General features: G+C 71.5%; 23 protein-coding genes. 15 read left to right on the top strand and 8 right to left on the bottom strand.

The features are described from left to right. The first annotated feature begins 34 nt into the window (after nucleotides 1-34). The 3 genes from DLJ58_RS05685 to DLJ58_RS05675 are packed head-to-tail and all read left to right on the top strand — an operon-like array spanning nucleotide 35 to nucleotide 2798. On the top strand, nucleotides 35-571 hold the full coding sequence (locus DLJ58_RS05685; RefSeq protein WP_091397436.1) for a PadR family transcriptional regulator: 537 nt from the start codon (nucleotides 35-37) through the stop codon (nucleotides 569-571). Beyond that, nucleotides 568-1269 (top strand): ABC transporter ATP-binding protein, encoded by a 702-nt coding sequence (locus DLJ58_RS05680; protein ID WP_124854184.1) that lies wholly within the window; start codon nucleotides 568-570, stop codon nucleotides 1267-1269. The genes DLJ58_RS05685 and DLJ58_RS05680 overlap by 4 nt, the downstream gene beginning before the upstream one ends. Further along, nucleotides 1266-2798, top strand: coding sequence for an ABC transporter permease (locus DLJ58_RS05675; RefSeq protein WP_124854183.1), 1533 nt, complete (start codon nucleotides 1266-1268; stop codon nucleotides 2796-2798). The genes DLJ58_RS05680 and DLJ58_RS05675 overlap by 4 nt, the downstream gene beginning before the upstream one ends. A 42-nt stretch (nucleotides 2799-2840) precedes the next feature. Here DLJ58_RS05675 and DLJ58_RS05670 read toward each other — a convergent pair whose 3' ends face one another. Together DLJ58_RS05670 and DLJ58_RS05665 are read right to left on the bottom strand one after the other, a co-directional pair. After that, on the bottom strand, nucleotides 2841-3026 hold the full coding sequence (locus tag DLJ58_RS05670; protein ID WP_112677581.1) for a hypothetical protein: 186 nt from the start codon (nucleotides 3024-3026) through the stop codon (nucleotides 2841-2843). 153 nt (nucleotides 3027-3179) lie between these two features. Then, the gene (locus tag DLJ58_RS05665; RefSeq protein WP_124854182.1) at nucleotides 3180-5276 is read right to left on the bottom strand and encodes a S9 family peptidase; all 2097 of its coding nucleotides are present in this window, start codon (nucleotides 5274-5276) and stop codon (nucleotides 3180-3182) included. 96 nt (nucleotides 5277-5372) lie between these two features. Between DLJ58_RS05665 and DLJ58_RS05660 the strand changes: the two genes are divergently transcribed. Continuing rightward, entirely contained in the window at nucleotides 5373-6731 is a 1359-nt protein-coding gene (locus DLJ58_RS05660) for an FAD-binding oxidoreductase (RefSeq protein WP_124854181.1), read from the top strand. A gap of 69 nt (nucleotides 6732-6800) precedes the next feature. On the opposite strand, the gene DLJ58_RS05655 is transcribed toward DLJ58_RS05660, so the two are convergent. After that, on the bottom strand, nucleotides 6801-7208 hold the full coding sequence (locus tag DLJ58_RS05655) for a hypothetical protein (RefSeq protein WP_124854180.1): 408 nt from the start codon (nucleotides 7206-7208) through the stop codon (nucleotides 6801-6803). A 48-nt stretch (nucleotides 7209-7256) separates the two neighbouring features. After that, nucleotides 7257-9329 carry a SpoIIE family protein phosphatase gene (locus DLJ58_RS05650; protein ID WP_124854179.1) on the bottom strand — a complete coding sequence of 691 codons (2073 nt, stop codon included), beginning with the start codon at nucleotides 9327-9329 and terminating at the stop codon, nucleotides 7257-7259. A gap of 291 nt (nucleotides 9330-9620) precedes the next feature. Between DLJ58_RS05650 and DLJ58_RS05645 the strand changes: the two genes are divergently transcribed. Further along, a complete protein-coding gene (locus DLJ58_RS05645) occupies nucleotides 9621-13991 on the top strand; it encodes a HAMP domain-containing protein (RefSeq protein WP_373861493.1) in 4371 nt (1456 codons plus the stop codon). Then, nucleotides 13988-14542, top strand: coding sequence for a response regulator (locus tag DLJ58_RS05640; protein WP_124854178.1), 555 nt, complete (start codon nucleotides 13988-13990; stop codon nucleotides 14540-14542). The genes DLJ58_RS05645 and DLJ58_RS05640 overlap by 4 nt, the downstream gene beginning before the upstream one ends. Nucleotides 14543-14556: 14 nt before the next feature. Here the strand turns inward: DLJ58_RS05640 and DLJ58_RS05635 are convergent, their stop codons facing one another. Beyond that, nucleotides 14557-14892, bottom strand: coding sequence for an STAS domain-containing protein (locus DLJ58_RS05635; RefSeq protein WP_088951070.1), 336 nt, complete (start codon nucleotides 14890-14892; stop codon nucleotides 14557-14559). A gap of 178 nt (nucleotides 14893-15070) precedes the next feature. Between DLJ58_RS05635 and hemL the strand changes: the two genes are divergently transcribed. The 6 genes from hemL to ccsB are packed head-to-tail and all read left to right on the top strand — an operon-like array spanning nucleotide 15071 to nucleotide 21093. Further along, on the top strand, nucleotides 15071-16408 hold the full coding sequence (gene hemL / locus DLJ58_RS05630) for a glutamate-1-semialdehyde 2,1-aminomutase (RefSeq protein WP_124854177.1): 1338 nt from the start codon (nucleotides 15071-15073) through the stop codon (nucleotides 16406-16408). A 6-nt stretch (nucleotides 16409-16414) separates the two neighbouring features. Then, complete coding sequence (locus tag DLJ58_RS05625; protein ID WP_124854176.1) at nucleotides 16415-17062, top strand: histidine phosphatase family protein; 648 nt, start codon at nucleotides 16415-16417, stop codon at nucleotides 17060-17062. Further along, complete coding sequence (locus tag DLJ58_RS05620; protein ID WP_124854175.1) at nucleotides 17062-17631, top strand: TlpA family protein disulfide reductase; 570 nt, start codon at nucleotides 17062-17064, stop codon at nucleotides 17629-17631. The genes DLJ58_RS05625 and DLJ58_RS05620 overlap by 1 nt, the downstream gene beginning before the upstream one ends. Then, entirely contained in the window at nucleotides 17631-18479 is an 849-nt protein-coding gene (locus tag DLJ58_RS05615) for a cytochrome c biogenesis CcdA family protein (protein WP_124854174.1), read from the top strand. Before DLJ58_RS05620 ends, DLJ58_RS05615 begins: the two co-directional genes overlap by 1 nt. After that, entirely contained in the window at nucleotides 18479-20122 is a 1644-nt protein-coding gene (gene resB / locus DLJ58_RS05610) for a cytochrome c biogenesis protein ResB (RefSeq protein WP_124854173.1), read from the top strand. The genes DLJ58_RS05615 and resB overlap by 1 nt, the downstream gene beginning before the upstream one ends. Continuing rightward, a complete protein-coding gene (ccsB, locus tag DLJ58_RS05605; RefSeq protein ID WP_124854172.1) occupies nucleotides 20122-21093 on the top strand; it encodes a c-type cytochrome biogenesis protein CcsB in 972 nt (323 codons plus the stop codon). The genes resB and ccsB overlap by 1 nt, the downstream gene beginning before the upstream one ends. Before the next feature lie 54 nt (nucleotides 21094-21147). On the opposite strand, the gene DLJ58_RS05600 is transcribed toward ccsB, so the two are convergent. Further along, on the bottom strand, nucleotides 21148-21348 hold the full coding sequence (locus DLJ58_RS05600; protein WP_124854171.1) for a hypothetical protein: 201 nt from the start codon (nucleotides 21346-21348) through the stop codon (nucleotides 21148-21150). A 336-nt stretch (nucleotides 21349-21684) separates the two neighbouring features. Here DLJ58_RS05600 and DLJ58_RS05595 point away from each other — a divergent pair, with 336 nt between their 5' ends. Together DLJ58_RS05595 and DLJ58_RS05590 are read left to right on the top strand one after the other, a co-directional pair. Next, on the top strand, nucleotides 21685-22491 hold the full coding sequence (locus tag DLJ58_RS05595; protein ID WP_124854170.1) for a helix-turn-helix domain-containing protein: 807 nt from the start codon (nucleotides 21685-21687) through the stop codon (nucleotides 22489-22491). Next, nucleotides 22482-22670 carry a DUF397 domain-containing protein gene (locus DLJ58_RS05590; RefSeq protein ID WP_124854169.1) on the top strand — a complete coding sequence of 63 codons (189 nt, stop codon included), beginning with the start codon at nucleotides 22482-22484 and terminating at the stop codon, nucleotides 22668-22670. Before DLJ58_RS05595 ends, DLJ58_RS05590 begins: the two co-directional genes overlap by 10 nt. Nucleotides 22671-22766: 96 nt before the next feature. On the opposite strand, the gene DLJ58_RS05585 is transcribed toward DLJ58_RS05590, so the two are convergent. Further along, a complete protein-coding gene (locus DLJ58_RS05585) occupies nucleotides 22767-23243 on the bottom strand; it encodes a MarR family winged helix-turn-helix transcriptional regulator (protein ID WP_124854168.1) in 477 nt (158 codons plus the stop codon). An 82-nt stretch (nucleotides 23244-23325) separates the two neighbouring features. Between DLJ58_RS05585 and DLJ58_RS05580 the strand changes: the two genes are divergently transcribed. Beyond that, nucleotides 23326-23880 (top strand): carboxymuconolactone decarboxylase family protein, encoded by a 555-nt coding sequence (locus DLJ58_RS05580; RefSeq protein WP_124854167.1) that lies wholly within the window; start codon nucleotides 23326-23328, stop codon nucleotides 23878-23880. A gap of 24 nt (nucleotides 23881-23904) precedes the next feature. Here the strand turns inward: DLJ58_RS05580 and DLJ58_RS05575 are convergent. Beyond that, the coding region (locus tag DLJ58_RS05575) for an alpha/beta fold hydrolase (RefSeq protein WP_244218794.1) at nucleotides 23905-24796 on the bottom strand (892 nt) is incomplete at its 5' end.

The raw sequence follows: 24796 nt of genomic DNA, 5'->3' as shown, positions 1-24796 counted from the left end.
GACTTGGGTATTCGCTGGGTGAATAGTGGGCGGGGTGTCCACGCCGCATGTTCTGCTCGGGTTGCTCGCTGGGGGCAGCCGGCACGGGTATGAGCTGAAGCGTGCGCACGACGAGCGGCTGCCGCGGGCTCGGCCGCTGGCCTTCGGGCAGGTCTATGCCACTCTCGGCCGCCTCGAACGGGACGGGCTGGTGGCCGCCGCCGGGCAGGACCGGGTGGGCGGGCCAGATCGCACCGCGTACGCGCTGACCGACCAGGGGCGGGTCACGCTGGACCAGTGGTTGTCCACTGTGGAAGCACCCATGCCGTACGTGGCCAGCACGCTCTTCGCCAAGGTCGTGGTGGCGCTGCTGGTCGCCGACGTCGACCGGGCCCGGTCGTACCTGATCGCCCAGCGGGCCGCGCACACCGCACGGCTGCGTGAGCTGACCACGGTCAAGGGCGACCCGGCCGCCACCCTCAGCGACGTGGTCGCGGCCGATTTCGCGATCGCCCACCTCGACGCGGATCTGCGGTGGCTGCACGCCACCCTGGGCCGGGTCGCCGACTGGCACCGGGAGGTGCATCCGTGACGCAACTCCAGGCTCGCGGCGTGGTTCGGGCGTACGGCCCGACGCCCGCGCTGCGCGGCGTGACGCTCGACCTGGCCGAGGGCGAGATCGTCGCCGTCACCGGGCCGAGTGGCTGCGGCAAGTCGACCCTGCTGCACTGCCTGGCCGGGATCCTCCGGCCGGACGCCGGCGAGGTCACCTGGCGCGGGCACCGCATCGACACCTGGTCGGAGGCGGCCCGGTCCCGGCTGCGGCGTACCGAGTTCGGGGTGCTGTTCCAGTTCGGTCAGCTGGTGGCCGAGTTGACCGCCGCCGAGAACGTCGCCCTGCCCCTGCTCCTCGCCGGCACGGGGCGGCGAGAGGCACGGACGGCGGCGCTCACCTGGCTGGAGCGGTTCGGGGTGGCCGAGGTGGCCGACGTCCGGCCGGGTGAGATGTCCGGGGGTCAGCAGCAACGCTGCGCCACGGCGCGGGCGCTGGTGACCGAGCCTCGGGTGCTCTTCGCCGACGAGCCGACCGGCGCACTGGACACGCTCACCGGCGAGCAGGTCCTCACCCAGTTGGTCCGGCTCGCCCGCGAGCAGCGCACCGCGGTCGTGCTGGTCACCCATGAGCCGCGGATCGCCGCGTACGCAGATCGGGAGATCGTGCTGCGTGACGGTCTGGTGGACCACACCGGCCTGGGGCTCGACGTGCCGCTGGCCGGCGGCACCCGGTGAGACCGACGACGCTGCTCCGCCTTGCGCTCGCCGGCACCCGCACCGACACCGCCCGGGTGGTGCTCACCGCGCTCAGCGCCCTGCTGGCGACCCTGGCCGGGCTCGCGGCGCTCACCGTGTTGGCCATCCCCACCCCCGCGGCGACGGATGAGAACCAGAACAGGTGGTCGGAGCAGTATCACAACGCGCTGTTGGCGGAGCCCGGGTTGCGCGGCGGCACGGCGTTCGCGCTGCTGATGCTGATGGTCCCGGTGCTGGCGCTGGCCGGTCAGTGCGCCCGGCTCGGCGCGCCGGCACGGGACCGCCGGTTGGCCGCGCTCCGGCTGGCCGGTGCCACGCCGGGGCAGGTCACCCGGCTGGTGGTGCTGGAGACCGGCGTGGCCGCTCTGCTGGGCACGCTCGTCGGGCTGGGTGTCTACCTGGTTGGCCGCGACCTGCTGCACCGACCGGACGCGCAAGGTCAACTGGCCCTGCCCACCGACGTGCTGCCGTCGACCGGCGCGCTGGCCGGCGTGGTGTTCGGTCTGCCGGTCGTGGCGGCGCTGGCCACCGCCCTGATGCTGCGGACTGTCACCACCAGCCCGCTCGGGGTGAGCCGCAAAGCCACCCGCGAGCGTGGTCCGGGTCCGTGGGCGGGGCTCCTGATCGGGTTCGGCGTGGCCTCGTTCGCGGTGATCCGCCCGGTGGTCTACCGGTTCGCCGACGACGACGAGTTGATGGCCTGGCTGGTGCCGGTGTTGTTCGCGGTGGGCGCGCTCGCGGCGATGATCGGGGTGGTGATCGGCACCGGCTGGTTGTCGTACCACTGCGGGCGGTTGTTGCGTCGGCACGCCCGCGGTCCGGCTGCCCTGCTCGCGGCGGGCCGGCTGATGGCCGACCCGTGGGCGGGTAGCCGCACCTTCGCGGCGCTGCTCGCCGCCCTGATCTTCGGCGGGGGCGCGGCCGCCCAGCGGGCCTACTTCGGGACCAAGGACCAGCTTGAGCGGGAGCAGAGCCGGTTCGCCGGACTGGATGGCGGCACCAACCCGTTCTATCTGTCCACGATGGATTATGTCGATGGCGCGATCGCCGTGGCCATCCTGATCGCGACGGGCGGGCTGATCGTCGCGCTGGTCGAGGGGATCGTCGCCCGTCGACGCGCCTACGCCGCGTTGGTCGCCACCGGGGTGCCCCGCGCCACGCTGAGCCGTTCGGTGGCCTGGCAGGCGTTGGCGCCGGCCGTGCCGGCGATCCTGCTCGCGCTCACCGTGGGCACGTTGCTCGGCCGAGGTCTCGTCGCGGAGGTGTCGGCGGGCGGCGGGTCGGCGACGATCTGCGAGGCCACGGCAGCGCTCTGTGAGGACCCTGCCACCAGCGCACAGTACAACCGGATCGTGTACTACCCCGAGGTGCAGCGAGCCGTTCCCGTACCTCTGGAGCACCTCGCGTGGCTCGGTGCCGGCGCCCTGGCGGCGGTGCTGGTGACGGTCGGTGTCGGCCTGCTCTTCCTGCGCGCCAGCACCGCCCTGGACGAGCTACGGACGACCTGATCCGAAACTGCCCCGCCGGCTGGCCTGACCCACGAGGCCGGGTCAGGCGGCGAGCAGGCCGGAGGAGAGTGCGATCAGGGTGCCGACCACGGCCGAACAACAGCAGACCAGCAGGCCGGCGACCACCGCGAGGATCAGCCAGACCCGGCGGTCCCGTGCCACCGCCGCCACGCTCGGTCGGCGGACCTCCTCGGCGGCGTCGCCGTCACCATCCGTAGCCCCGGTCACCCCGGAAGTCTAGGCCGTGACATCCGCCGCAACCCCGAAAGGCCAGGCCGCGCATACGCGACCCGGCCATGATCGCGCCCGATCACGGGTGGTCTCCTCGAGCCGCCGAGGGGACCACTCCCACCACCGGGCGCGATCATGGCGAGCCGACGGTCAGGCGTGGCCGATGCGGTCCAGGATCCAGGCGTTGATGAACGCCTCCTCGCGCCAGGAGTCGTAACGACCGCTCGGGCCGCCGTGCCCGGCACCCATCTCGGTCTTCAGCAGGTAGTCGCCGCCCGGGGCCACCGCCCGCAGCCGGGCGATCCACTTCGCCGGCTCCGAGTAGAGCACCCGGGTGTCGTTGAGGCTGGTCACCGCGAGGATCGCGGGATAGTCCACGGCGGCCACGTTCTCGTACGGCGTGTAGGACTTCATGTACGCGTACACCTCGGGGTCCTCAAGTGGGTTGCCCCACTCCTCCCACTCGGTGACGGTCAGCGGCAGCGACGGGTCGAGGATCGACGTGAGCGCGTCCACGAACGGCACCTGCGCCACGATCCCGGTGAACGCGTCAGGTGCCAGGTTGGCCACCGCGCCCATCAGCAGGCCACCGGCCGAGGCGCCCCGGGCGACCAGCCGGTCGCTGGCCGTCCAGCCGGCCTTGACCAGGTGCCGGGCGCACGCCACGAAGTCGGTGAAGGTGTTCTTCTTGGCCAGCAGCTTGCCCTGGTCGTACCACCGTCGGCCCAGCTCACCGCCGCCCCGGGTGTGCGCCACCGCGAAGACCACGCCCCGGTCCAGCAGGGACAGGCGGGCCACCGAGAACCACGGGTCCATGCTGGCCTCGTACGAGCCGTAGCCGTACAGCTCGCAGGGTGCCGAGCCGTCCCGGGGGGTGCCGACGCGGCAGACCAGTGAGATCGGCACCCGGGTGCCGTCGTCGGCGAGCGCCCAGTCGCGGTGCTGCTCGTACTCGGCCGGGTCGTACGGTCGCCCGTCCGGACCGGGCAGCACCGGCTTCTGCTTGAGCAGCACCATCTGCCGGGTGACCAGGTCGTAGTCGTACACCGAGTCGGGGGTGATCAGCGAGGAGTAGCGCAGCCGGACCTGGCCGGTGCGGTACTCCGGGTTGGCGTCCAACCCGACGCTGTACAGCGGCTCGGGGAAGTCGATGTCGTACCCGTCGTCACTGCCCACCGGCAGCACCCGCAGCCCGGTGAGCCCGTCGGTGCGCAGCGACACCACCAGGTGGTTGGCGAAGGCGTCGACGGCCTCCAGCCGGGTGCCGGGGGTGTGCTCGATCAGCGGCACCCAGTCGCCCGGTACGTCCGCCGAGGTGAACGCCAGCGCGAAGTCCTCCGCGCCGTCGTTGTGCAGGATCAGGAAACGGTGGCCGTGGTGTTCCACCGTGTATTCGACGCCCTGCCGGCGAGGGGCGATCACGGCCGGCGCGCCGGTCGGGTTGCCGGCGGGGATCACCAGCACCTCGCTGGTCACCTTGCTGTGCACGTCGATGAGGATGAACTTCTCCGACCGGGTCAGCTCCACGCCCACCCAGAACCGCTCGTCGTCCTCCTGGTGGACCACCACGTCGTCGGCGGCGGCGGAGCCGATGGTGTGCCGCCAGACCCGGTTCGGCCGCCAGGCGTCGTCCACCGTCACGTAGAACAGGACCGAGGCGTCCGAAGACCAGGCGGTGCCGTAGAACGTGTCCGGCACCTCGTCCGGCAGCAACTCGCCGGTGGTCAGGTCCTTCACCCGCAGGGTGAAGCGCTCGTCACCGGAGAAGTCGGTGGAGTAGGCCAGCCAGCGACCGTCCGGGCTGACGTCGAACGCACCGAGCGAGAAGAAGTCGTGCCCCTCGGCCAGCAGGTTGCCGTCGAGCAGCACCTCCTCGCCGTCGAGCGGGGCGCCGTCCGCGCTGACCGGCGGATCGGTCTCACCGTCGCGGACCGCCCGGCGACACTGCACTCCGTACTGCTGTCCCTCGACCGTCCGGGTGTAGTACCAGTGCCCGCCCTTGCGGGTCGGCACGGACAGGTCGGTTTCCTGGGTGCGCCGGCGGGTCTCCTCGAACAGGTCGGCGCGCAGGTCGGCCAGGTGGGCCGTACGCGCGTCGGTGTACTCGTTCTCGGCGGTCAGGTAGGCGATCGTCTCCGGGTCGTCCTTGGCGGCGAGCCAGGCGTACTCGTCGACGACGGTGTCGCCGTGGTGGGTGCGTTCGCTGGGCACCCGCTTCGCCGCGGGCGGGGCAGTCTCGGTGGTCACGGCGGCCACGTTACCGGCCGGCAGGCGCAGCGCGCCGGACCAGCGGCATCCCGATACTCACCACCACCGCTTTCGAACACATGTACGATGGCCGGCATGGCGGCAGCAGCGAGTTCCCTCGGCCGGTCCGGAGCCCTCGAGATCACCCGGCGGTTGGCGGCGATCTGCGGTCCACCGTTCTCCCGGCTGGCCGGGCCGGCCGACGAGGTGGCGGGGCGACCAGCGCGTTGGGTGGCCGTTCCGGGCGGCCCGCACGCCGCCGCCGAGGTGCTGCGGCTGGCCGCCGTGCACGATCTGGCGGTGGTGCCCAGAGGTGCGGGCACGAAGATCGACTGGGGGGCCGCCCCCGTTCAGGTCGACATCCTGCTCGACACCGGCCGGCTGGCCGGCATCGGTCACGAGCCGGTCGACTCGCTGGTGACCGACGTGGGGGCCGGCACTCCACTGCGGGCGGTGCAGGCCACTCTGGAGCGCACCGGGCAGCGGCTCGCGATGGATGCCCCCTCGCCCGGCGCCACAGTGGGCGGCGTGCTGGCCGCCGGCGAGGCCGGCCCGCTGCGCCACCGCCACGGCAGCCCCTGCGACCAACTGCTCGGTGTGCGTTACCTCGCCGCCGACGGCGAGCTGATCAGCGTCGGCGGTGGCGCGCCCGGGCTCGACCTGGCCCGCCTGCTCTGCGGCTCCCAGGGCGCGCTCGGCGTGTTGGTGTCGGCGAGCCTGCGGGTGCAGCCGGTGCCGGCGAGCAGGCTCTGGGTGTCCCGCCCGGTGTGGACGCCGTTGGAGGTGCACGACCTGGTCCGGACGATCCTCTCCGCTCGGCTGGAGCCGTCGGCCATCGAGCTGGACCTGCCCGGAGGCACCCCCCGCCCACGTACGCCGTACCCGCCCGGTCATCCGGCGGCCGTCGCCCGGGAGCGTCATCCGTCGATGTCCGGCCGAGCCGGTGCCCCGTCCCGGGCCGGCAGCCTGGTGGTGCTGCTGGAGGGCGGCCCCGCCGACGTCACCGAGCGTGCCGAGCGGCTGGTCGGCCTGCTGCACGGGGAGGCGACGATCGCCCACTCCGCGCCGACGTGGTGGCGCCGCTACCCGTTCGCTCCCGGTGACACGGCGCTGCGCCTGGAGGTGCCGATCGGCGACCTGCACGCCGCCGTCTACGCGCTACGTGACGCGGCCGGAACGCCGGTGCCGGTGCGTGGGTCCGCCGGGCTGGGCGTGGTGCACGCGGCGCTGCCGGGGGCACTGGCAGCCGATCGGGTGGCGTCCATTCTGGCCGCCGTCCGAGGGGTGCTGCTGGCCCGGCAGGGCCGCTGCGTGGTGGTCTCCGCTCCGGCGGCGGTCCGCCAGGCGGTCGACCTCTGGGGCGAGCTGGCCGGCCTGGCCCAGTTGCGGGCCGCGAAGCGGCACCTGGATCCGGAGCACCGCCTCGCGCCCGGGCGGCTCCCCGGCGGCCTGTGAGGCCTGGCCAGCCATATGAGCCGTCGGCGCGGCCGGGTGAGCCCGTCGGCCGGTGCGGCCCGGCCCAGGTCAGTCCAGCCACCACCGGTGCATGTCCAACAGTGGCGGGGTGAGACGGGCCACCAGCACCAGCAGGCTGCCGACCGCGCCGGCCAGCAGCAGTGACCGGGTCGCCCGGGGCAGGGCCTCGCGCTCCCGGGCGACCAGCACCACCGCGACGATCGCCAACGGCAGCCCGAGCACCGCACCCGCCAGGTAGAGCACCGCCACCACGGGGTGCAGCACCCCGAAGAAGGCCACGTCCTTCGGGTCGTACGCGCCGGTCAACATCTCGGCCGGGCCGACGCCGGCGCTCGTCATCCGACCGACGTAGAGCAGCAGCACGGTGAGGAAGGCGCCGATGGTCGCGAACTGCGCGACGATCAGGGCCCGGACCGCCCGCCGGGGGTACGACGTGACCTGCGCGACGCTCGTCATGGCCGTCAATCTACCGAGGGGACCCGATGGCCGGGGGCCGCGCTGCGCTCAGGTCGCGTCGTTGCGGAGCACCAGGACGGCGATGTCGTCCCGGGGTGGCTCGACCGAGAAGTTGATCGCCGCGGCGCGCAGCCGGGCGGCCACCACGTCGGCCGAATATCCGGCCAGGGGCGCGGCGGCGTCCCGCAGTCGGTCGGTGCCGAACAGTTCCCGGCCACGCCGCCGCTCGGTGACGCCATCGGTGTAGAAGATCAGCGAATCGCCCGGTGCGAGCGTGATGTCCGCCGCCGGCGAGGTGATCGTGTCGAGCAGGCCGAGCGCGGTGCCGCCGGTGCCGACGAACCCGGCGCCGCCCGCCGCGGCCAGCAGCACCGGCCGGTCGTGCCCGGCGAGGTGCAGCGAGACGTCCAACTGGTCATCCGTGCCCTGCCCGACCGCTGCCAGCGCCAGCGTGCAATAGCGGCCGCCACCGCGCTCGACAAGTGTCTCGTTGAGTCGCGCCAGCGCCTCCGGTAACGGTTTGCCGTCGCCGACCAGCACCCGGATCACGTCCCGGACCAGCCCGGTCACCGCGGCGGCCTGGACACCCTTGCCCGAGACGTCACCGATGACCACCAGCCAGCGCCCGTCGGGCAGCGGCACCACGTCGTAGAAGTCGCCGCCCACCTCGGCGTCGTCGCCGGTCGGGACGTACTCGGCGGCGAAACCGATCCCGTCCACCAGCGGCAGCACCGGCGGCAGCAGAGACTGCTGGAGCGTCTGCGCCACCCGACGGCGTTCGGCGTGGATGCGGGCGTTCTCGATGGCCAGCGCGGCCCGCCGGGCCACGTCCTCCAACACGGCCACCTCGTCCGGGTCGTGCCGGTGCCGCTGGTGCCGCCCCACCGCCAGGGTCCCGAGCCGCTGCCCGCGGGCGATCAGCGGGACGGCGAAACCCTCCATCGGCCCGCCCAGGGGGATCTGCGCCGCGCTGCGGGACGCCTCACGGAGGCGGGCCTGGATCGAATCCGGGCCGGTCTCCGCCAGCACCTTGTGCAACTGCGGAAGCATCGACTCGTCGGCGTGGCTGGCCGCCGACAGCCGGAGCCGGCCCCACTCGTCGGTGGTGTGCACCGCGCACCACTGGCCGAGTCGCGGCACCACCAACTGCGGCACCAGCGCCAAGGTCAGGTCGACGTCGAGCGACTGGGCCAGCAGTTCGCTCGCCTCGGCCAGGAACGTCAGCCACACCTGCCGGCGGAGGTCGGCCCGGCGCAGCCGGTCGTTCTCCAGGTGCAGCGACAGCCGCTCGGCGGTGAGCACCGCCAACGGTTGGGCGTACGCCGACGGCGCGGCGTCCAACTCCAACTCCCCGGCGTATGGGCGTTGCACCGTCAGTGGCACCCGGAGCAGGTCGCTGCCGGGGCGGGGCGGCCGACCGAAGCGGGCCAGCACCTGACTGCCCTGCCCGTCGCCCCGGTCCAGGCGGATCGTGCCGCCGGCTGCGCCCACCATCTCTGCGACCCGGCTGAGCAGGCTGGTGGCGAAGTCGGGCAAGGGGTCGTCCCCGTACAGGTCGGGGGCGGTCTGCATGAGTTCGCTCATCGCGCTGGCGCTCGGCGCGGACCCGTCGGTGCTCGTCCGCGGGCCGGCGTTGGCCGGTGTCGATTCGCCGATGGTCCCGCTGGAGGGCTGGTCGGCGCCGGGGCGGTCCAGCCGGAACCAGACGCCCTTCCCGGTGGGCAGGTACGTGGTGCCCCAGCGGCTGGCGAAGTGGTCGACCAGCAAAAGGCCCCGGCCCCGCACGGAGACCTCGTTGATCTCGGTGGAGTCGTTGCGGTCGCCGACGGTCAGCTCGTCGCCGGAACCGGGGGCGAAGTCGGAGACGGTGACGGTCAGCCCGACCTCGTCCGCGACGACCTCGATGTCCAGTTCGGTGCGGGCGTGCTCGACGGCGTTGGTGGTCAGCTCGGTGGTGAGCAGCAGCGCCTCGTTGGCCAGTTCGTCCAGGTGTGACTCGGTCAACACCGAGCGGACCACGGCGCGGGCGGCGGCCGGCGTACGGCGGTCGGCGGGCAGCCGGACACGCCGGACGGCCCCGTCCCGGGCCCCGGCCGTCGCGGGCCCCGCCTCGGCTGACACCCCCGTATCCTCCACCGTCCCCCTGCCGGGTGCCAAGCCGATCACCGATCGTGGGCTGTCGCGTCGGTCAGCGGCACCGGCGGCAGGAAGCGGGTTGACGCATCGAAACGACCGGTCTGTGAGCCCGGCGAGGTTTGTGGCGGGCCGTGTCGGCTCGACGCCGATCGGGCGGGTCGACGGGCCGATCGATGCCACCTGGCGGGTCGCGCACCCTGGCACCACGGCGCGCGCGGGCACAATATGGGGTGCCGGTGTGTCCGCACGGACCGGCACCCCCGAGTTGAGCGAGGAATGATGACCACGTCGAAGCAGTCGGTGGCGGATCCGTCCGCGTCCGACCACGAGGCGCTCCTCGGTGAGTTGGCCGAGGCACTGCGACGGATCGGGCGCGGCGACCTGAAGGTCCGGCTTCCCCGCCGGGCCGGCGCAGCCGGTGAGGTGGCGGACGCCTTCAACGAGGTGGTCTCGCTCCAGGAGCGGCAGTACCTGGACCTGCGGCGGATCAGCCGGATCGTCGGTCGCGACGGCCGGCTCACCGAGCGGCTCGACGACGAGGGGCTGGACGGCTCCTGGGCGGAGGGGCAGCGGGCGATCAACTCGCTGATCGACGACCTGGGTCGACCGACCACCGAGATCGCCCGGGTGATCGTGGCGGTCGCCGACGGTGACCTGTCCCAGCACATGGCGTTGGAGATCGACGGTCGGCCGCTGCGCGGTGAGTACCTGCGCATCGGGCGCACCGTGAACACGATGGTGGACCAGCTGTCGTCGTTCTCCAACGAGGTGACCCGGGTGGCCCGTGAGGTGGGCACCGAGGGCAAGTTGGGCGGCCAGGCCGACGTGCGGGGTGTCGCCGGCACCTGGAAGGACCTCACCGACTCGGTGAACACCATGGCGTCGAACCTGACCGGCCAGGTGCGGTCCATCTCGCAGGTGGCGACGGCGGTGGCCAAGGGCGACCTGTCGCAGAAGATCACGGTCGGCGCGCGTGGTGAGGTTGCCGAGCTGGCCGCCACGATGAACTACCTCACCGACACGCTGCGGCTCTTCGCCGAGCAGGTGACGCGGGTGGCCCGCGAGGTGGGCACCGAGGGCAAGCTGGGCGGCCAGGCCGAGGTGCCGAACGTGGCCGGCACCTGGAAGGACCTGACCGACAGCGTCAACTCGATGGCGTCGAACCTGACCGCCCAGGTCCGTAACATCGCGCAGGTCTCCACGGCGGTGGCGCGCGGCGACCTGTCGCAGAAGATCACCGTGGCGGCGCAGGGCGAGATCCTGGAGCTGAAGGACACCGTCAACACGATGGTGGACCAGCTTTCGTCGTTCGCCGACGAGGTGACCCGGGTCGCGCGTGAGGTGGGCATCGAGGGCAAGCTCGGCGGTCAGGCCCAGGTGCGCGGCGTCTCGGGCACCTGGCGGGACCTCACCGAGAACGTCAACCAGTTGGCCGGCAACCTGACCAGCCAGGTCCGCAACATCTCCCAGGTCTCCACCGCGGTGGCGAAGGGCGACCTGTCGCAGAAGATCACGGTGGACGCCCAGGGCGAGATCCTGGAGCTGAAGAACACCGTCAACACCATGGTCGACCAGCTGTCGTCGTTCGCCGACGAGGTGACCCGGGTGGCCCGCGAGGTGGGCACCGAGGGCAACCTGGGCGGTCAGGCGCAGGTGAAGGGCGTTTCCGGCACCTGGCGCGACCTCACCGACAACGTGAACTCGATGGCGTCGAACCTGACCAGCCAGGTCCGCAACATCGCCTCGGTGACCACGGCGGTGGCGAAGGGTGACCTGTCGCAGAAGATCACGGTGGACGCGCGGGGCGAGATCCTGGAGCTGAAGTCGACCGTCAACACGATGGTGGACCAGTTGTCGTCGTTCGCCGACGAGGTGACCCGGGTGGCCCGCGAGGTGGGCACCGAGGGCAAGTTGGGCGGTCAGGCGCAGGTGCGCGGGGTCGCCGGCACCTGGCGGGACCTGACCGACAACGTGAACTCGATGGCGTCGAACCTGACCGCCCAGGTCCGCAACATCGCCCAGGTCTCCACGGCGGTGGCGAAGGGTGACCTGTCGCAGAAGATCACGGTGGACGCGCGGGGCGAGATCCTGGAGCTGAAGTCGACCGTCAACACGATGGTCGACCAGCTGTCGTCGTTCGCCGACGAGGTGACCCGGGTGGCCCGCGAGGTGGGCACCGAGGGCAAGCTCGGCGGTCAGGCGCAGGTGAAGGGCGTTTCCGGCACCTGGCGCGACCTCACCGACAACGTGAACTCGATGGCGTCGAACCTGACCAGCCAGGTCCGCAACATCGCCTCGGTGACCACGGCGGTGGCGAAGGGTGACCTGTCGCAGAAGATCACCGTGGACGCCCAGGGCGAGATCCTGGAGCTGAAGTCGACCGTCAACACGATGGTCGACCAGCTGTCGTCGTTCGCCGACGAGGTGACCCGGGTGGCCCGCGAGGTCGGTATCGAGGGCAAGCTCGGCGGTCAGGCGCAGGTGAAGGGCGTCTCCGGCACCTGGCGCGACCTCACCGAGAACGTCAACCAGCTCGCCTCGACGCTGACCACGCAGTTGCGGGCCATCGCCCAGGTGTCCACCTCGGTGACCCGGGGCGACCTGACCCAGCGGATCGCGGTCAAGGCGCAGGGCGAGGTCGCCGAGCTGAAGGACAACATCAACCAGATGATCGTCACCCTCCGGGAGACGACCAAGAAGAACGCCGAGCAGGGCTGGCTGGATTCCAACCTCGCCCGGATCGGCGGCCTGTTGCAGGGCCAGCGCGACCTCGGCGAGGTGTGCCGCATGATCATGACGGAGGTGACTCCGCTGGTCGACGCCCAGCTCGGCGCCTTCTTCCTGGCCGACGACGCCGACGGCAGCATGCGGCTGCGGCTGACCTCCTCGTACGGGTACGTGGCGCGGGGGCACGACGTCACCTTCGGGCCGGGTGAGGGGCTGGTCGGGCAGACCGCGCTCTCTCGTCGCACGATCCGGGTCAGCGCCTCCCCGAACAGCCGGCTCACCCTGCGCTCCGGCCTGGCCGAGACACCCCCGTCCGACCTGGTGGTGCTCCCCGTCCTGTTCGAGGGCGAGCTGCTCGGGGTGATCGAGTTCGCCAGCGTGTCGGCCTTCTCCGAGCTGCACCTGTCGTTCCTGGAGCGGCTGGTGCTCACCATCGGCATCGCTGTCAACACCATCCAGGCCAACCGGCGTACGGAGGAGCTGCTGGCCCAGTCGCAGCGGCTGGCGCACGAGATGCAGGAGCAGTCGGCGGAGTTGCAGCGCACCAACGCCGAGCTGGAGGAGAAGGCCACTCTGCTGTCCGAGCAGAAGGGCAACATCGAGACGAAGAACCGGGAGATCGAGCTGGCGCGGCTGGGCCTGGAGGAGAAGGCGCAGCAGCTGACCCGGGCGTCGGCGTACAAGTCGGAGTTCCTGGCCAACATGAGCCACGAGCTGCGGACCCCGCTGAACTCGTTGCTGCTGCTGGCCCGTCTGCTGGCCGAGAACTCGGAGCAGAACCTCAGCCCGAAGCAGATCGAGTTTGCCCGGACCATCCACGGGTCCGGCTCCGACCTGCTGCGTCTGATCGACGACATCCTCGACCTGTCCAAGATCGAGGCGGGCCGGATGGACGTCGAGCCGACCGAGATCCGCTTCACCGAGCTGCGCGGCTACGTCGAGCAGGCGTTCGCGCCGCAGGCCGAGGAGAAGAACCTGGACTTCCAGGTACGGGTGAGCAAGGATCTGCCGCCGGCGTTGGTGACCGACGCGCAGCGGTTGCAGCAGATCCTGCGCAACCTGCTCTCCAACGCGGTGAAGTTCACCGACAACGGCGCCGTGACGCTGCGGATCGCCCCGGCCGCGGAGAACGCGGTCTTCGACGTCCCGGCGCTGACGAACGCCCAGCAGGTGATCGCGTTCACCGTGATCGACACCGGAATCGGCATCTCCGACGACAAGCTGTCGATCATCTTCGAGGCGTTCCAGCAGGCCGACGGCACGACCAGTCGCCGGTACGGCGGCACCGGCCTGGGCCTGTCGATCAGCCGCGATCTGGCCCGACTGATCGGCGGCACCATCACCGTCTCGTCCGCGCCCGGTCAGGGCTCGACCTTCACCCTGTTCGTGCCGCAGGTGCTGGCCCCGGACGCAGTGGTCGCGCCGCAGACTCCGTCGCCGCAGCGCGCCGGGCTGCCGTCGTCGCTGCTGATGCCGCCGCTGGAACTGCTGCCGGAACGGCCGGAGGCACCGGCCACCCGTCAACTGGACGGCGCCACGGTGCTGATCGTGGACGACGACGTACGCAACGTCTTCGCCTTGACCAGTGCGTTGGAGCTGCACGGTATGACCGTGCTGTACTCGGACAACGGGGCGGACGGTGTCCGTCTGCTGGCCGAGCATCCGGAGGTGGACATCGTGCTGATGGACGCCATGATGCCCGACCAGGACGGTTACGAGACCACCCGCCAGATTCGCCGCAACCACCGGTTCGCCGACCTTCCGGTGGTCTTCCTGACCGCGAAGGCGATGCCGGGTGACCGTGAGTCGGCGCTCGCTGCCGGTGGAAGCGACTACATCACCAAGCCGGTCGACCTCGACGACCTGATCGAACTGATGTCGTCCTGGATCAACGGCAGCCGGACCGAGGAGACTTCGTGACCCAGTTGGCCAAAGCGCTGCTCGTGGACGACCGGCGGCAGAACCTGACGGCCCTGGAGGCGATCCTTCAGGGCCTGCCGGTCCAGTCCGTGGCGGTGGAGAGCGGTGAGGCGGCGCTCAAGCAGTTGCTGGTGGACGACTTCGCGGTGATCCTGTTGGACGCGCAGATGCCGGACATGGACGGCTTCGAGACGGCGAGCCACATCAAGCGCCGCGAGCGGACCCGGCACGTGCCGATCATCTTCCTCACCGCCGCCGACCGGGACGCCCAGCTCGCCCTTCGGGGTTACCAGGTGGGCGCGGTGGACTACCTCACCAAGCCGTTCGACCCGTGGGTGCTCCGGGCCAAGGTGTCGGTCTTCGTCGAGCTGTGGGTGAAGACCCGGCAGCTCGCCACCCAGTCGGATCTGGTCCGGGAGCGCGACACGCAGTGGCGGCGGCTGACCGACGCGGTCGACGAGGCGACCGCCCAGCTCCGCTCGGACGACCCGGAGGTCCGGGACCGGGCGGTACGGCTGCTCGAACAGGCCCGTTGGGGCAACACCGCCTGACGCGGCGGGGCGGCTCAGCCGGTGGGCTGGTCGTTGCGGATCATCAGGGCGCTGCGCAGGCCGGTGATGTCCAGCACGCGGATCAGGAAGTCGCCCACGTGCGTCAGCATCAGCAGGCTCTGCGCGTGGCTGGCCTTGCGGCTGAGCACGACCAGGGTGCCCAGGCCCTGCGAGTCGCAGAAGGTGACGCCGCCGAGGTCGAGGACGATCTTCGGCGGCGGGTCGGCCAGCACTTCGTTGACCACGGTCGAGAGCTGGGCGGCCGTGAGCATGTCGATCTCACCGGCCAGGCGCAAGACTGCTTCGTCGCCCGTCCGGTGTAGCGTGATGGACAGTTCGGCACGATCCACCCGGTCAGCCTAGCGCGATCCGACCGACCTGGCCTGTCGAGGCCGCGAGCCGTCGCCGTCCAGGCCACGAGGCCCCCGTGTCGGCGCTGCTGACCGGCGCGGGTCACAGGTGAGCCGGGTAACCCCACCACGGGGTGGCTGCTGGTTGACCGTCCGGCGCTGTCACAATGGCGGCATCGTGACCGACATCTTTCCCGCCGGATCCGGCCGCTATCCAGCCGACGCGCCGGCCTCCGAGGCCCTGTTCGACCGCGCCCGCGCCATCGTGCCGGGCGGGGTGAACTCCCCTGTGCGCGCCTTCCAGGCGGTCGGCGGCACCCCGCGTTTCATGGTCCGTGGCGAGGGCCCGTGGCTGTACGACGCCGACGGTCGCCGCTACGTCGACCTGGTCTGCTCCTGGGGTCCGCTGATCCTCGGGCACGCCCACCCGGAGGTGGTGGAGGCCGTCCAGGCAGCCGCCGCCCGGGGCACCAGCTTCGGCACGCCCACCCCCGGTGAGGTGGAGTTGGCCGCCGAGATCGTCGCCCGGACCCCGGTCGAGCAGGTCCGCCTGGTCAACTCCGGCACCGAGGCGACCATGTCGGCGATCCGGCTGGCCCGTGGCTTCACCGGCCGCTCGAAGATCGTCAAGTTCGCCGGCTGCTACCACGGCCACGTCGACGCGCTGCTCGCCGCCGCCGGCTCCGGCGTGGCCACCCTGGGCCTGCCCGACTCGCCCGGTGTGACCGGCGCGGCGGCCAGCGAGACGATCGTGCTTCCGTACAACGACATCCGGGCCGTCGAGGAGGCGTTCGCCGCCGAGGGCCAGCACATCGCCGCGGTGATCACCGAGGCCGCCGCCGGCAACATGGGCGTGGTGGCCCCCCGCGACGGCTTCAACCAGCAGCTCGCCCGGATCGCGCACGCACACGGCGCCCTGCTCGTGGTGGACGAGGTGATGACCGGGTTCCGGGTCTCCCGCGCCGGGTGGCACGGCCTCGACGCCTCCGACGCCGACCTGTGGACGTACGGCAAGGTCATGGGTGGCGGCCTGCCCGCCGCGGCGTTCGGCGGGCGCGCGGACATCATGGCGCGGCTCGCGCCGGCCGGCCCGGTCTACCAGGCCGGCACCCTCTCCGGTAACCCGCTCGCCTGCGCCGCCGGCCTGGCGACCCTGCGGCTCGCCGACGACGCGCTGTACCAGCGCCTCGACGAGACGGCCGCCGTCGTGGGCAAGCTGGCCTCCGACGCGTTGGCCGCCGCCGGGGTCCCGCACCGGCTGTCGTACGCGGGCAGCATGTTCTCGGTCTTCTTCACCGACGCCGACGTGGTCGACTACGACAGCGCGCGCACCCAGCAGGTGCCGGCGTTCAAGGCGTTCTTCCACGCGATGCTCGCCGCCGGCGTCTACCTGCCGCCGAGCGCGTTCGAGTCGTGGTTCGTGTCGGCGGCGCTGGACGACGCCGCTCTGGAACACATCGCCGACGCGCTGCCCACGGCGGCGAACGCGGCGGCAGCGGCCGGTCACGGGGGGTAGAAGACCTTGAGCAAGACAGTGGTCCACGTGCTTCGGCACGGCGAGGTGTACAACCCCGACCAGATCCTCTATGGCCGGCTGCCTGGTTTCCGCCTCTCCGAGCTGGGTGTGCAGATGGCCAAGGCCGCCGCGCAGGGCCTGGCCGAGCGGGAGATCGTGCACGTGGTGGCCAGCCCGCTGGAGCGCGCCCAGCAGACCGCCGAGCCGATCGCCGCCCAGTTCGGGCTGCCGGTCGGGGTGGACGAGCGGCTGATCGAGAGCGCCAACTGGTTCGAGGGCAAGAAGGTCTCCCCGGGTGACGGGTCGTTCCGCGACCCGCGCAACTGGTGGGTGCTGCGCGACCCGGTGACCCCGTCCTGGGGTGAGGCGTACCGGGTGATCGCCGAGCGGATGTTCGCCGCCGTGCACGCCGCCCGGGTCGCCGCCGAGGGACGCGAGGCGGTGCTGGTGTCGCACCAGCTCCCGATCTGGACGTTGCGTCGTTACGTCGAGCGCAAGCGGCTCTGGCACGACCCGCGCAGGCGGCAGTGCGGGCTGGCCAGTCTCACCTCGTTCCACTTCGACGGCGCGAAGGTGGCGGGCATCGGTTACAGCGAGCCGGCCGCGCACCTGATCGCTCTCTCCGCGACAGCCCGGACGGCCAAGGGGGCCTGATGAACGCCCGGAGGTGGACCGCCGGTCTGCTCGCCACCGTCGCCGCGGTGGCGCTGGTCGGCTGCACGTCGTCGAAGGCGCAGGAGAAGACCTGCACGACCACCACCGACGGGATCTTCGAGTGCGCACCGGACCAGCGCTCCGCACCCCCGAAGGTCGCCGGTGAGCTGCTGCTCGGCGGCAGCTACGACGTCAGCGAGGCGCGCGGTCAGGTCGTGGTGGTCAACTTCTGGGGTTCCTGGTGCGCGCCGTGCCGCGCCGAGGCGGACGACCTGGAAGCCGTCTACCAGGCCACCAAGGGTTCCGGGGTGAACTTCCTCGGCATCAACGTCCAGGATTCGCGGGACAAGGCCAAGGCGTTCGAGAAGGGCCGGGTCACCTATCCGAGCCTGTTCGACCCGTCCAGCAAGACCGCACTCGCGCTGGACATCCCGCCGAACAGCGTGCCGGCGACCGTGGTGCTCGACCGGGACGGCCGGATCGCGGCGGTGATCCGGGCCGCCGTCAAGCAGGAGGGCCTGCAACCGATCGTCGAGCGGATCGCGGCTGAGAAACAGGCCCCCAACTGATGGGCGAGACCTTCCGGGAGATGGCCCTGAGCGGGCCGCTGCTGCTCGCCATCGGCGCGGCGGCGCTCGCCGGCCTGGTCAGCTTCCTCTCCCCGTGCGTGCTCCCACTCGTTCCCGGCTACCTCTCGTACGTCACCGGCCTGGCCGGTTCCGACCTCGAAGGTCGTGCACGGCAGGGCACCTCGTCGATTCCTGCGGAAGCGGAAGCCTCCGGGGCCGGCGACCGCGGAGGCGTCGCGGTCCGGGAGCGGATCGCGCGGGTCGGTGCCGTCAAGGGCCGGGTGCTCGCGGGCACGCTGCTCTTCATCGCCGGCTTCACCGCCGTCTTCGTCGCCACGGCGATCCTGTTCGCCGGCATCGGCCAGGTCTTCTTCGAGTACGAGCGGCAGCTCGAAATCGTCGTCGGCGCGTTGATCATCGTGCTCGGGTTCGGCTATCTCGGGATGATCCCCGCCCTGCAACGGGAGTTCCGGATCTCCCGGTTGCCGTCGGCCGGGCTGCTCGGCGCACCGGTCTTCGGGGCGGTCTTCGCGCTCAGTTGGGTGCCCTGCACCGGCCCCACGCTCGGCGCGGTGATGGGCATGGCCACCGCCAGCGGCCAGAGCGACCGAGCCGTGGTGCTCGCCGTGGCGTACTGCCTCGGGTTGGGGATACCGTTCATCGTCTTCGGGCTGGGCTTCGAACGCCTGCTCGGGGTCTTCCGCGCCGTCCGGCGCAACAGCCGCTGGGTCACCCGGGTCGGCGGCGCCCTGCTCATCCTGATCGGTCTGGCCCTGGTCACCGGCGGATGGCAGAGCTTCGTGATCTGGCTGCAGACCACCGTCGGGGTGGGCGAGGTGAGCATCTGATGACGGTCGTCGACGACCGACCGGAGACCGCGGCGCCCGCGCCACGCCGCCGGCCGAACCGGCTGCTGGCCCTGCTGCGCAACTCGTGGCGGCAGCTCACCAGCATGCGTACGGCGCTGATCCTGCTCTTCCTGCTCGCGATCGCCGCCATTCCCGGCTCGGTGCTCCCGCAGCGCGGGATCAGCCCGGAGAAGGTCAACGAGTACTTCGTCGACCACCCGGACTGGGCCCCCCGACTGGACCGGATCGGCGCGTTCGAGGTCTTCGGGTCGGTCTGGTTCTCCGCGATCTACCTGCTGCTGTTCACCTCTCTGATCGGCTGCATCACGCCGCGGCTGCGCGACCACGTCCGCACGCTGCGGTCCCGGCCGCCGGCCGCGCCGAAGCGGATGGCCCGGCTGCCGCAGCACACCGTGCTGCCCGCCCCGCCCGGTGGGGCGGCGGCGATCGCGGAGGTGCTGCGCAAACGCCGCTGGCGCGTCGAGGTGCGCGGCGACGAGGTCTCCGCCGAGAAGGGCTACCTCAAGGAGACCGGCAACCTGCTGTTCCACACCTCGCTGATCGCGGTGCTGATCGGGGTGGCGCTCGGCTCCTGGTACGGCTGGAGCGGCAACCGACTGCTGGTGGCCGGCGCGGACAAAGCGTTCTGCAACACCCGCCAGCAGTACGCCGAGGCGAAGCTCGGCCCCCAGGTGGACAGCGCCGACCTGCCCCGCTTCTGCCTGCGGCTGGACGACTTCGAGGCCCGGTTCCTGGCGTCCGGCCAGCCGGAGTTCTTCAACGCCACGGTCACCGTCGACGGCCCGGACGAGCCGACCCGCAGCGCCGACTTCTCGGTGAACTCGCCGCTGCGCCTGAAGGACGCGAGCGTCTACCTGCTCGGCCACGGGTACGCCCCGGTGATCCGCTACACCGACCGGTTCGGCAACAGCCAGATCAGTGACGACCCGTTCCTGACCACCGGCGACATGGGCCTGACCAGCGAGGGGCTGGCGGCCTTCCCGGACGCGAACGTCGACCCGGCGACCGGCCAGCGCGCACCGGATCAGCAGATGGCGTTCACCGGCATCTACCTGCCCACGGCGCCCGAGCAGGCGCCGTTCGTCCGCTCGCAGTACCCGACCGAGCGCAACCCGGCGCTGAACCTGGTCGCCTACCGGGGCAACCTCGGCCTGGACGCCGGTATCCCCGGCTCGGTCTACCAACTGGACCAGCGGCAGGTGCGGGCCGGCAAGGTCAAGGAGGTCGGCACCAAACTGCTCCGCAAGGGCGAGACCTGGAAGCTGGACGACGGCACGACCGTCGAGTTCCTGGGCACCGAGCGGTACGTCACCCTCTCCATCCGGCACGATCCCGGCTCGACGATGCTGCTGGTCAGCTGCGGCGTCCTGTTGGTCGGGCTGATGGGTTCGCTGTTCGGCAAGCGCCGCCGGGTGTTCTTCCGGGTGGTGCCGGCCGACCCCGGGGAAGGATCTCCGACGAGCGGTAGTAGCTTGATGGAGGTCGGTGGGTTGCCGCGTACCGACTATCCAGGGTTCGCCGACGAGTTCACCCAGCTGGTCGCCGCCGTCAGCGGCGCCGAACGGGCTGGTGATGGCGCTGACTCCGCTGAGCGGGCCGGCGTGCGAGAAGGAGCCGAGTGATGTCCGCACTCTCCGACAATTTCGTGACCTTCGCGATCCTGGCGTACCTGGTCGCGATGATCGGCCACGCCGTCGAGTACGCGCTGGGCAACGTGCGTACCCAGGTCGCCACGGCGGCTCCGGTTCGCGAGTTGGTCGGTGCCGGCGGCGGTGTCGTCCCGACGCCGCCCGCGCCGGTCCCGTCGCCGCCCACGGTCGACCGTTCCGCAGGGCGGGCCCGGCTGGCGGGCCTGATCGGGGTGGGGGCCACCGCGGTCGCCGCCGTGCTGCACCTGGCGGCGCTGGTCACCCGTGGGCTCGCCGCGGACCGGATGCCCTGGGGCAACATGTACGAGTTCGTGCTCACCGTGACGTTCATCGGGGTGGCCGCCTGGTTGGTGGTGCTCTGGAAGCGACCGTCGCTGCGCAAGCTCGGGCTGTTCCTCACCCTGGTGATGGTGCTGCTGGTCGCCACCGCCGAGCTGGTGCTGTACGTGCCGATCGTGCCGCTGGTGCCGGCGCTCAACTCGTACTGGTTCATCATCCACGTCTCGACGATCGTCTTCGCGTCCGGCATCTTCCTGTTCGGCGTGGTGCCGGCGGTCGGCTTCCTGATGCGCAGCGGGTACGAGCAGGGCAAGCGGAGCTTCCCGTACACCCTGGCCAAGCGGCTGCCCGGCGCGGCCGGCCTGGAGCGGCTGACCTTCGCGCTGCACGCCTTCGCGTTCCCGATCTTCACCTTCGCGGTGATCGCCGGTGCCATCTGGGCCGAGGCGGCCTGGGGTCGGCCGTGGGGCTGGGACCCGAAGGAGACCTGGGCGTTCATCTCCTGGGTGGTGTACGCCGGCTACCTGCACGCCCGCGCGACGCCCAGCGTGAAGCGCAACGTGGCCACCTGGATCGCGGTGCTCGGCTTCCTCACCGTGCTGATGAACCTGTTCGGCGTGAACATCTTCTTCACCGGCCTGCACTCGTACGGTGGGCTGGACTGATCCTGGCAACGCGGTACGGGCCGGTCACGGATTCCGTCGGCGACCGGCCCACGTCTACCGGGTGGGTCGCCAGGCCCGCATGGCCCGCTCGACCTGGACGGTGACCTGGTAGGACACCTCCGGTAGATCGGCCAGCTCGATCCGCTCAGCGCGCATCGCCGTTTGGGCGTGCAGCTCTCGGGCAACGGCGTCACGAAGCTCGACCAGCAGGGGCGACAACCCGTCCGGGTCGCCGACGACGTACGCGTCCGACATGAATTCACTCTGCTCCCGCGTCCCACCGTTCGGCCAGGCACGGTGAGATGTGTCTGCCGGGCTTGACCCGGCCCTGGGCGGCGATATGGCGGTGTCCCGCGCGTGGTCGCCCGTTGATCCACTCGGCTTTCAGGAAGTCGGGGTGTCCTGCGTCCCGGGACACCGCGACTTCGCGAAACCCGAGTGGATCTTGTAGTTGCCGGCAACCCCCGGGTCGGGTCGCAGCTCGCGTTACCCCGATATGCGCGTCACGGCATGACGCAGCGTTGAGTGCTCGCTACCGTGCGGCAGGTGGGGTTGCACGACCTCGACAATTGCGGCGGAAGGTGGGGTGCGGTGACCACAGTGGTGTCCACGGCGGCGCTGATCCGGGAGCAGCTCCGGCGGTCGCGGCTCGCGGCCGGGCTGACCCAGGAGGAGTACGGCAAACGCGCGCACTACTCGCCGTCCATGGTGTCGGCCGTCGAGTTGGGGCAGACGGCACCCAACGAGGCGTACCTGAAGCGGGCCGACGAGGTGCTCGACACCGGTGGCTTGTTGACCTCGCTCCGCGACCTGGGCCGCCGCGACGGCGAGCCGGTCTGGTTCCGCCCGTGGCTGGAGGTCGAGCGGGTCGCCACCCAACTGCGCTGCTTCGGCGCGACGATGATTCCCGGGCTGTTGCAGACCGCCGACTACGCCCGGGCGGTGTTCCGGCTCGACCTGGGGCTGACCGCCGACCGGGTGGAGGAGTTGGTGGCGGCCCGGCTGGAGCGGCAGACGATCCTCGACCGCGAGCACCCACCGCAGCTCACCGCCGTGATCGACGAGGCCGCGTTGCAGCGCTTCGCGGAGGGGTGCGCCGGGGTGCTGGCCGACCAGTTGCGGCACCTGGTGGCGTGCGCCCGGCGCCCGCACATCAGGGTGCACGTGCTGCCGCAGGGTGTGGGCCTGCACGCCGGCCTCTTCGGGCCGTTCATCCTCGGCCGCACCGCCGACGGCAGTTGGCTCGGCTTCCTCGACAACCAGACCGGTGGCACCGCCGTGGACGACATCTTCGAGGTGGCGACCCTGCTCGGAAGGTGGGAGAGTCTGCGCAGTGACGCGCTGCCCCGGCAGCAGTCGATCGACCTGCTCGAGGAGATCGTTAAGCCATGGATCTGACCGGAGCCCGCTGGCGCAAGTCCACCCGGAGCGGCAACGACGCCGGCGCGTGCGTCGAGGTCGCCGACAACCTGGTTGGCCGGGTGCACGTCCGCGATTCCAAGGACCGCGACGGCGACCTGCTGACCTTCACCCCCACCGCGTGGCGGGCCTTCGTCGAGCTGGCCCGCACCCACTGACCGGCCACTCAGCCGGGTAGCCGCAGGCGTCCGGGCACCCGACCCGGGCCACCCATCAGCCTGGCCCGGAAGTCTCGCTCGCCCCCGCGCCCACGATCAGCCGCCGAACCAGCCGGGCACGTCGAGCCGGAACCAGTTGGCCGAGGCCATCGCGCGCAGGTCGTCCTCCAGGGCGGTGACCCGTTGCGGGCCGAGCGTGTCGGCCCACTGTGCCCGCAGCCGGTCGAAGATCTCGGCCGAGCGGCGTAGCCCGTCGGCGCCGCGCGGGGTCACCCGGACCAGCCGCCGTCGGGCGTCGGAGGGGTCGTCGACCCGCTCCAGGTAGCCGACGGCCACCAACCGGTCGACGGTCTTGCCCGCAGCCTGCTTGGAGATGCCCAGCCGCTGGCCCAGCTCGGTGGCGGTGGTGCCATCCGCACCAACCGCCTGGAGCACGAACCCGTGCAGCGGTCGCAGCTCCGGATGCCCCTCCCGGGCCAGCTCGGTGTGCAGATCGTCGATCAGCGTCCGGAAGCCGGCCAGGAGCAGCAGCGGTAGCGCGAACCCGGGGCGCGCGGGATCAGCGGTTGCCACGTTCGACAACCACGTTTACTATTTCGTCAACCACGTTGACCATCTTACGTCGTCCGATCCAAGCTCTGGAAAGTAGGCAGCCATGCCCGTCTTCACCGCCCACACCGCCGAGACCGCGCCCGCCGCCGCCCGACGAGCCATCGAGGGCGTACGCGGCCGGTTCGGCTGGCTGCCCACCCCGGTGGCGCTGATGGCCGATTCGCCGCAGTTGCTCACCGGCTTCCTCACCGCCAGCGCGGGCTTCGAGCAGACCGATCTCACGCCGCTGGAGCGGGAGGTGGTCATCCTGACGGTCTCCACCAGTCACGAATGCCACTTCTGCGTCGCCCTGCACACCGGCAAGCTCACCCAGCTCGGAGCGACCACCGAGCTGATCACCGCACTACGCGCCGGCTCGGCGCTGCCCGAGCCGCGACTGGAGGCGCTGCGCCGCTTTACGCTGGCCGTGCTCGACCACCGGGGCGCAGTGCCCGACGACGAGTTGGACGACTTCCTGACGGCCGGCTACCAGCCCCGGCACGCGCTGGACGTGGTGCTGGGCGTCGGTGCGTACACCATGTCCACCTTCGCCAACCGGCTCACCCGGGCACCGCTCGACCCGCCACTGGCCGCCCACGCCTGGACGCCCGCTGCCTGACCGGGGACACCTGCGGGCCCCTGCTCAGGCCGCCTGAAGGAAGTCCCGCAGCAGGGCGAGCATCTCGTCCGGGCGCTCCTCGTACAGCCAGTGCCCGCAGTCCTCGATCACCTCGCCGCGGACCGTGTCGGCGTACCGGCGAACCTGCTCGGCGACCTGCCCACCGAGACTGGCCGCCGCCCCGACAGCCAGCACCGGCATGGTCAGCTTCGTGCCCCGGTACGCCGCGTTGTCCGCGATGTCCTGCTCGAACGCCCGGAAGTAGGCGAAGCTGGCCCGCAGGTGCGCGGGGTCGCGCAGGTGGTTGGCGAACTCCTCGATGTCGTGCGCGGCCATGCTGCCCTTGCGCACCATCAGCGCGTCGGTGAACTTGTCCACCCAGAGCGACTCCCGCCCGTTGACCAGCGCCTCCGGAAGCCCGTTGCCGAGGGAGAAGTAGCCGAAGTTCCACACCCCGGGCCCGGCCGAGGTGAGCGCGGGGAACGTGTAGATGCTCTCGTCGGGGATCGGCGCCTCGCTGAGCACCAGCCGACTCACCCGCTGCGGATGGGCGGCGGCGTACGCGTACGCCACCATGGTCCCCAGGTCGTGCCCGACCAGCCGGAGGTCACCGACCAGGCCGAGCTGATCGAGTAGTCCGTGCAGGTCGGCGGCGACCGTCTTCTTGTCGTACCCGCCGTCCGGGGCGTCGCTGCCCCCGAAGCCGCGCAGGTCGGGCGCGACCACGTCGAAGGAGCGCCCCAACTCGGGCAGCAGGTGCCGCCACATGTGCCAGCACTGCGGATACCCGTGCAGCAGCACCAGTGGCGGGCCGGCACCCCCACGGACGTAGTTCATGGTGATCTGGCCGACCCGAGCCCTCTGCTCGGTGAACCCCGCCGGAACCCGTTCCACGCCCATCGTCGCCTCCGCCCGC

Origin of the sequence: Micromonospora arida (assembly GCF_003857035.1) — a bacterium.
GTDB classification, from domain to species: Bacteria; Actinomycetota; Actinomycetes; order Mycobacteriales; family Micromonosporaceae; genus Micromonospora; species Micromonospora arida.
The sequence above is the reverse complement of the archived record's forward strand: the minus strand, read 5'-3'. Positions and strand labels throughout refer to the sequence as shown.

Bases quoted from the DNA above. Each gene is read 5' to 3' on its own strand.
- DLJ58_RS05645 (WP_373861493.1), top strand. From the start codon at position 9,621: ATGATGACCACGTCGAAGCAGTCGGTGGCGGATCCGTCCGCGTCCGAC.
- DLJ58_RS05660 (WP_124854181.1), top strand. From the start codon at position 5,373: ATGGCGGCAGCAGCGAGTTCCCTCGGCCGGTCCGGAGCCCTCGAGATC.
- DLJ58_RS05590 (WP_124854169.1), top strand. From the start codon at position 22,482: ATGGATCTGACCGGAGCCCGCTGGCGCAAGTCCACCCGGAGCGGCAAC.
- ccsB (WP_124854172.1), top strand. From the start codon at position 20,122: ATGTCCGCACTCTCCGACAATTTCGTGACCTTCGCGATCCTGGCGTAC.
- resB (WP_124854173.1), top strand. From the start codon at position 18,479: ATGACGGTCGTCGACGACCGACCGGAGACCGCGGCGCCCGCGCCACGC.
- DLJ58_RS05620 (WP_124854175.1), top strand. From the start codon at position 17,062: ATGAACGCCCGGAGGTGGACCGCCGGTCTGCTCGCCACCGTCGCCGCG.
- DLJ58_RS05615 (WP_124854174.1), top strand. From the start codon at position 17,631: ATGGGCGAGACCTTCCGGGAGATGGCCCTGAGCGGGCCGCTGCTGCTC.
- DLJ58_RS05655 (WP_124854180.1), bottom strand. From the start codon at position 7,208: ATGACGAGCGTCGCGCAGGTCACGTCGTACCCCCGGCGGGCGGTCCGG.
- DLJ58_RS05580 (WP_124854167.1), top strand. From the start codon at position 23,326: ATGCCCGTCTTCACCGCCCACACCGCCGAGACCGCGCCCGCCGCCGCC.
- DLJ58_RS05600 (WP_124854171.1), bottom strand. From the start codon at position 21,348: ATGTCGGACGCGTACGTCGTCGGCGACCCGGACGGGTTGTCGCCCCTG.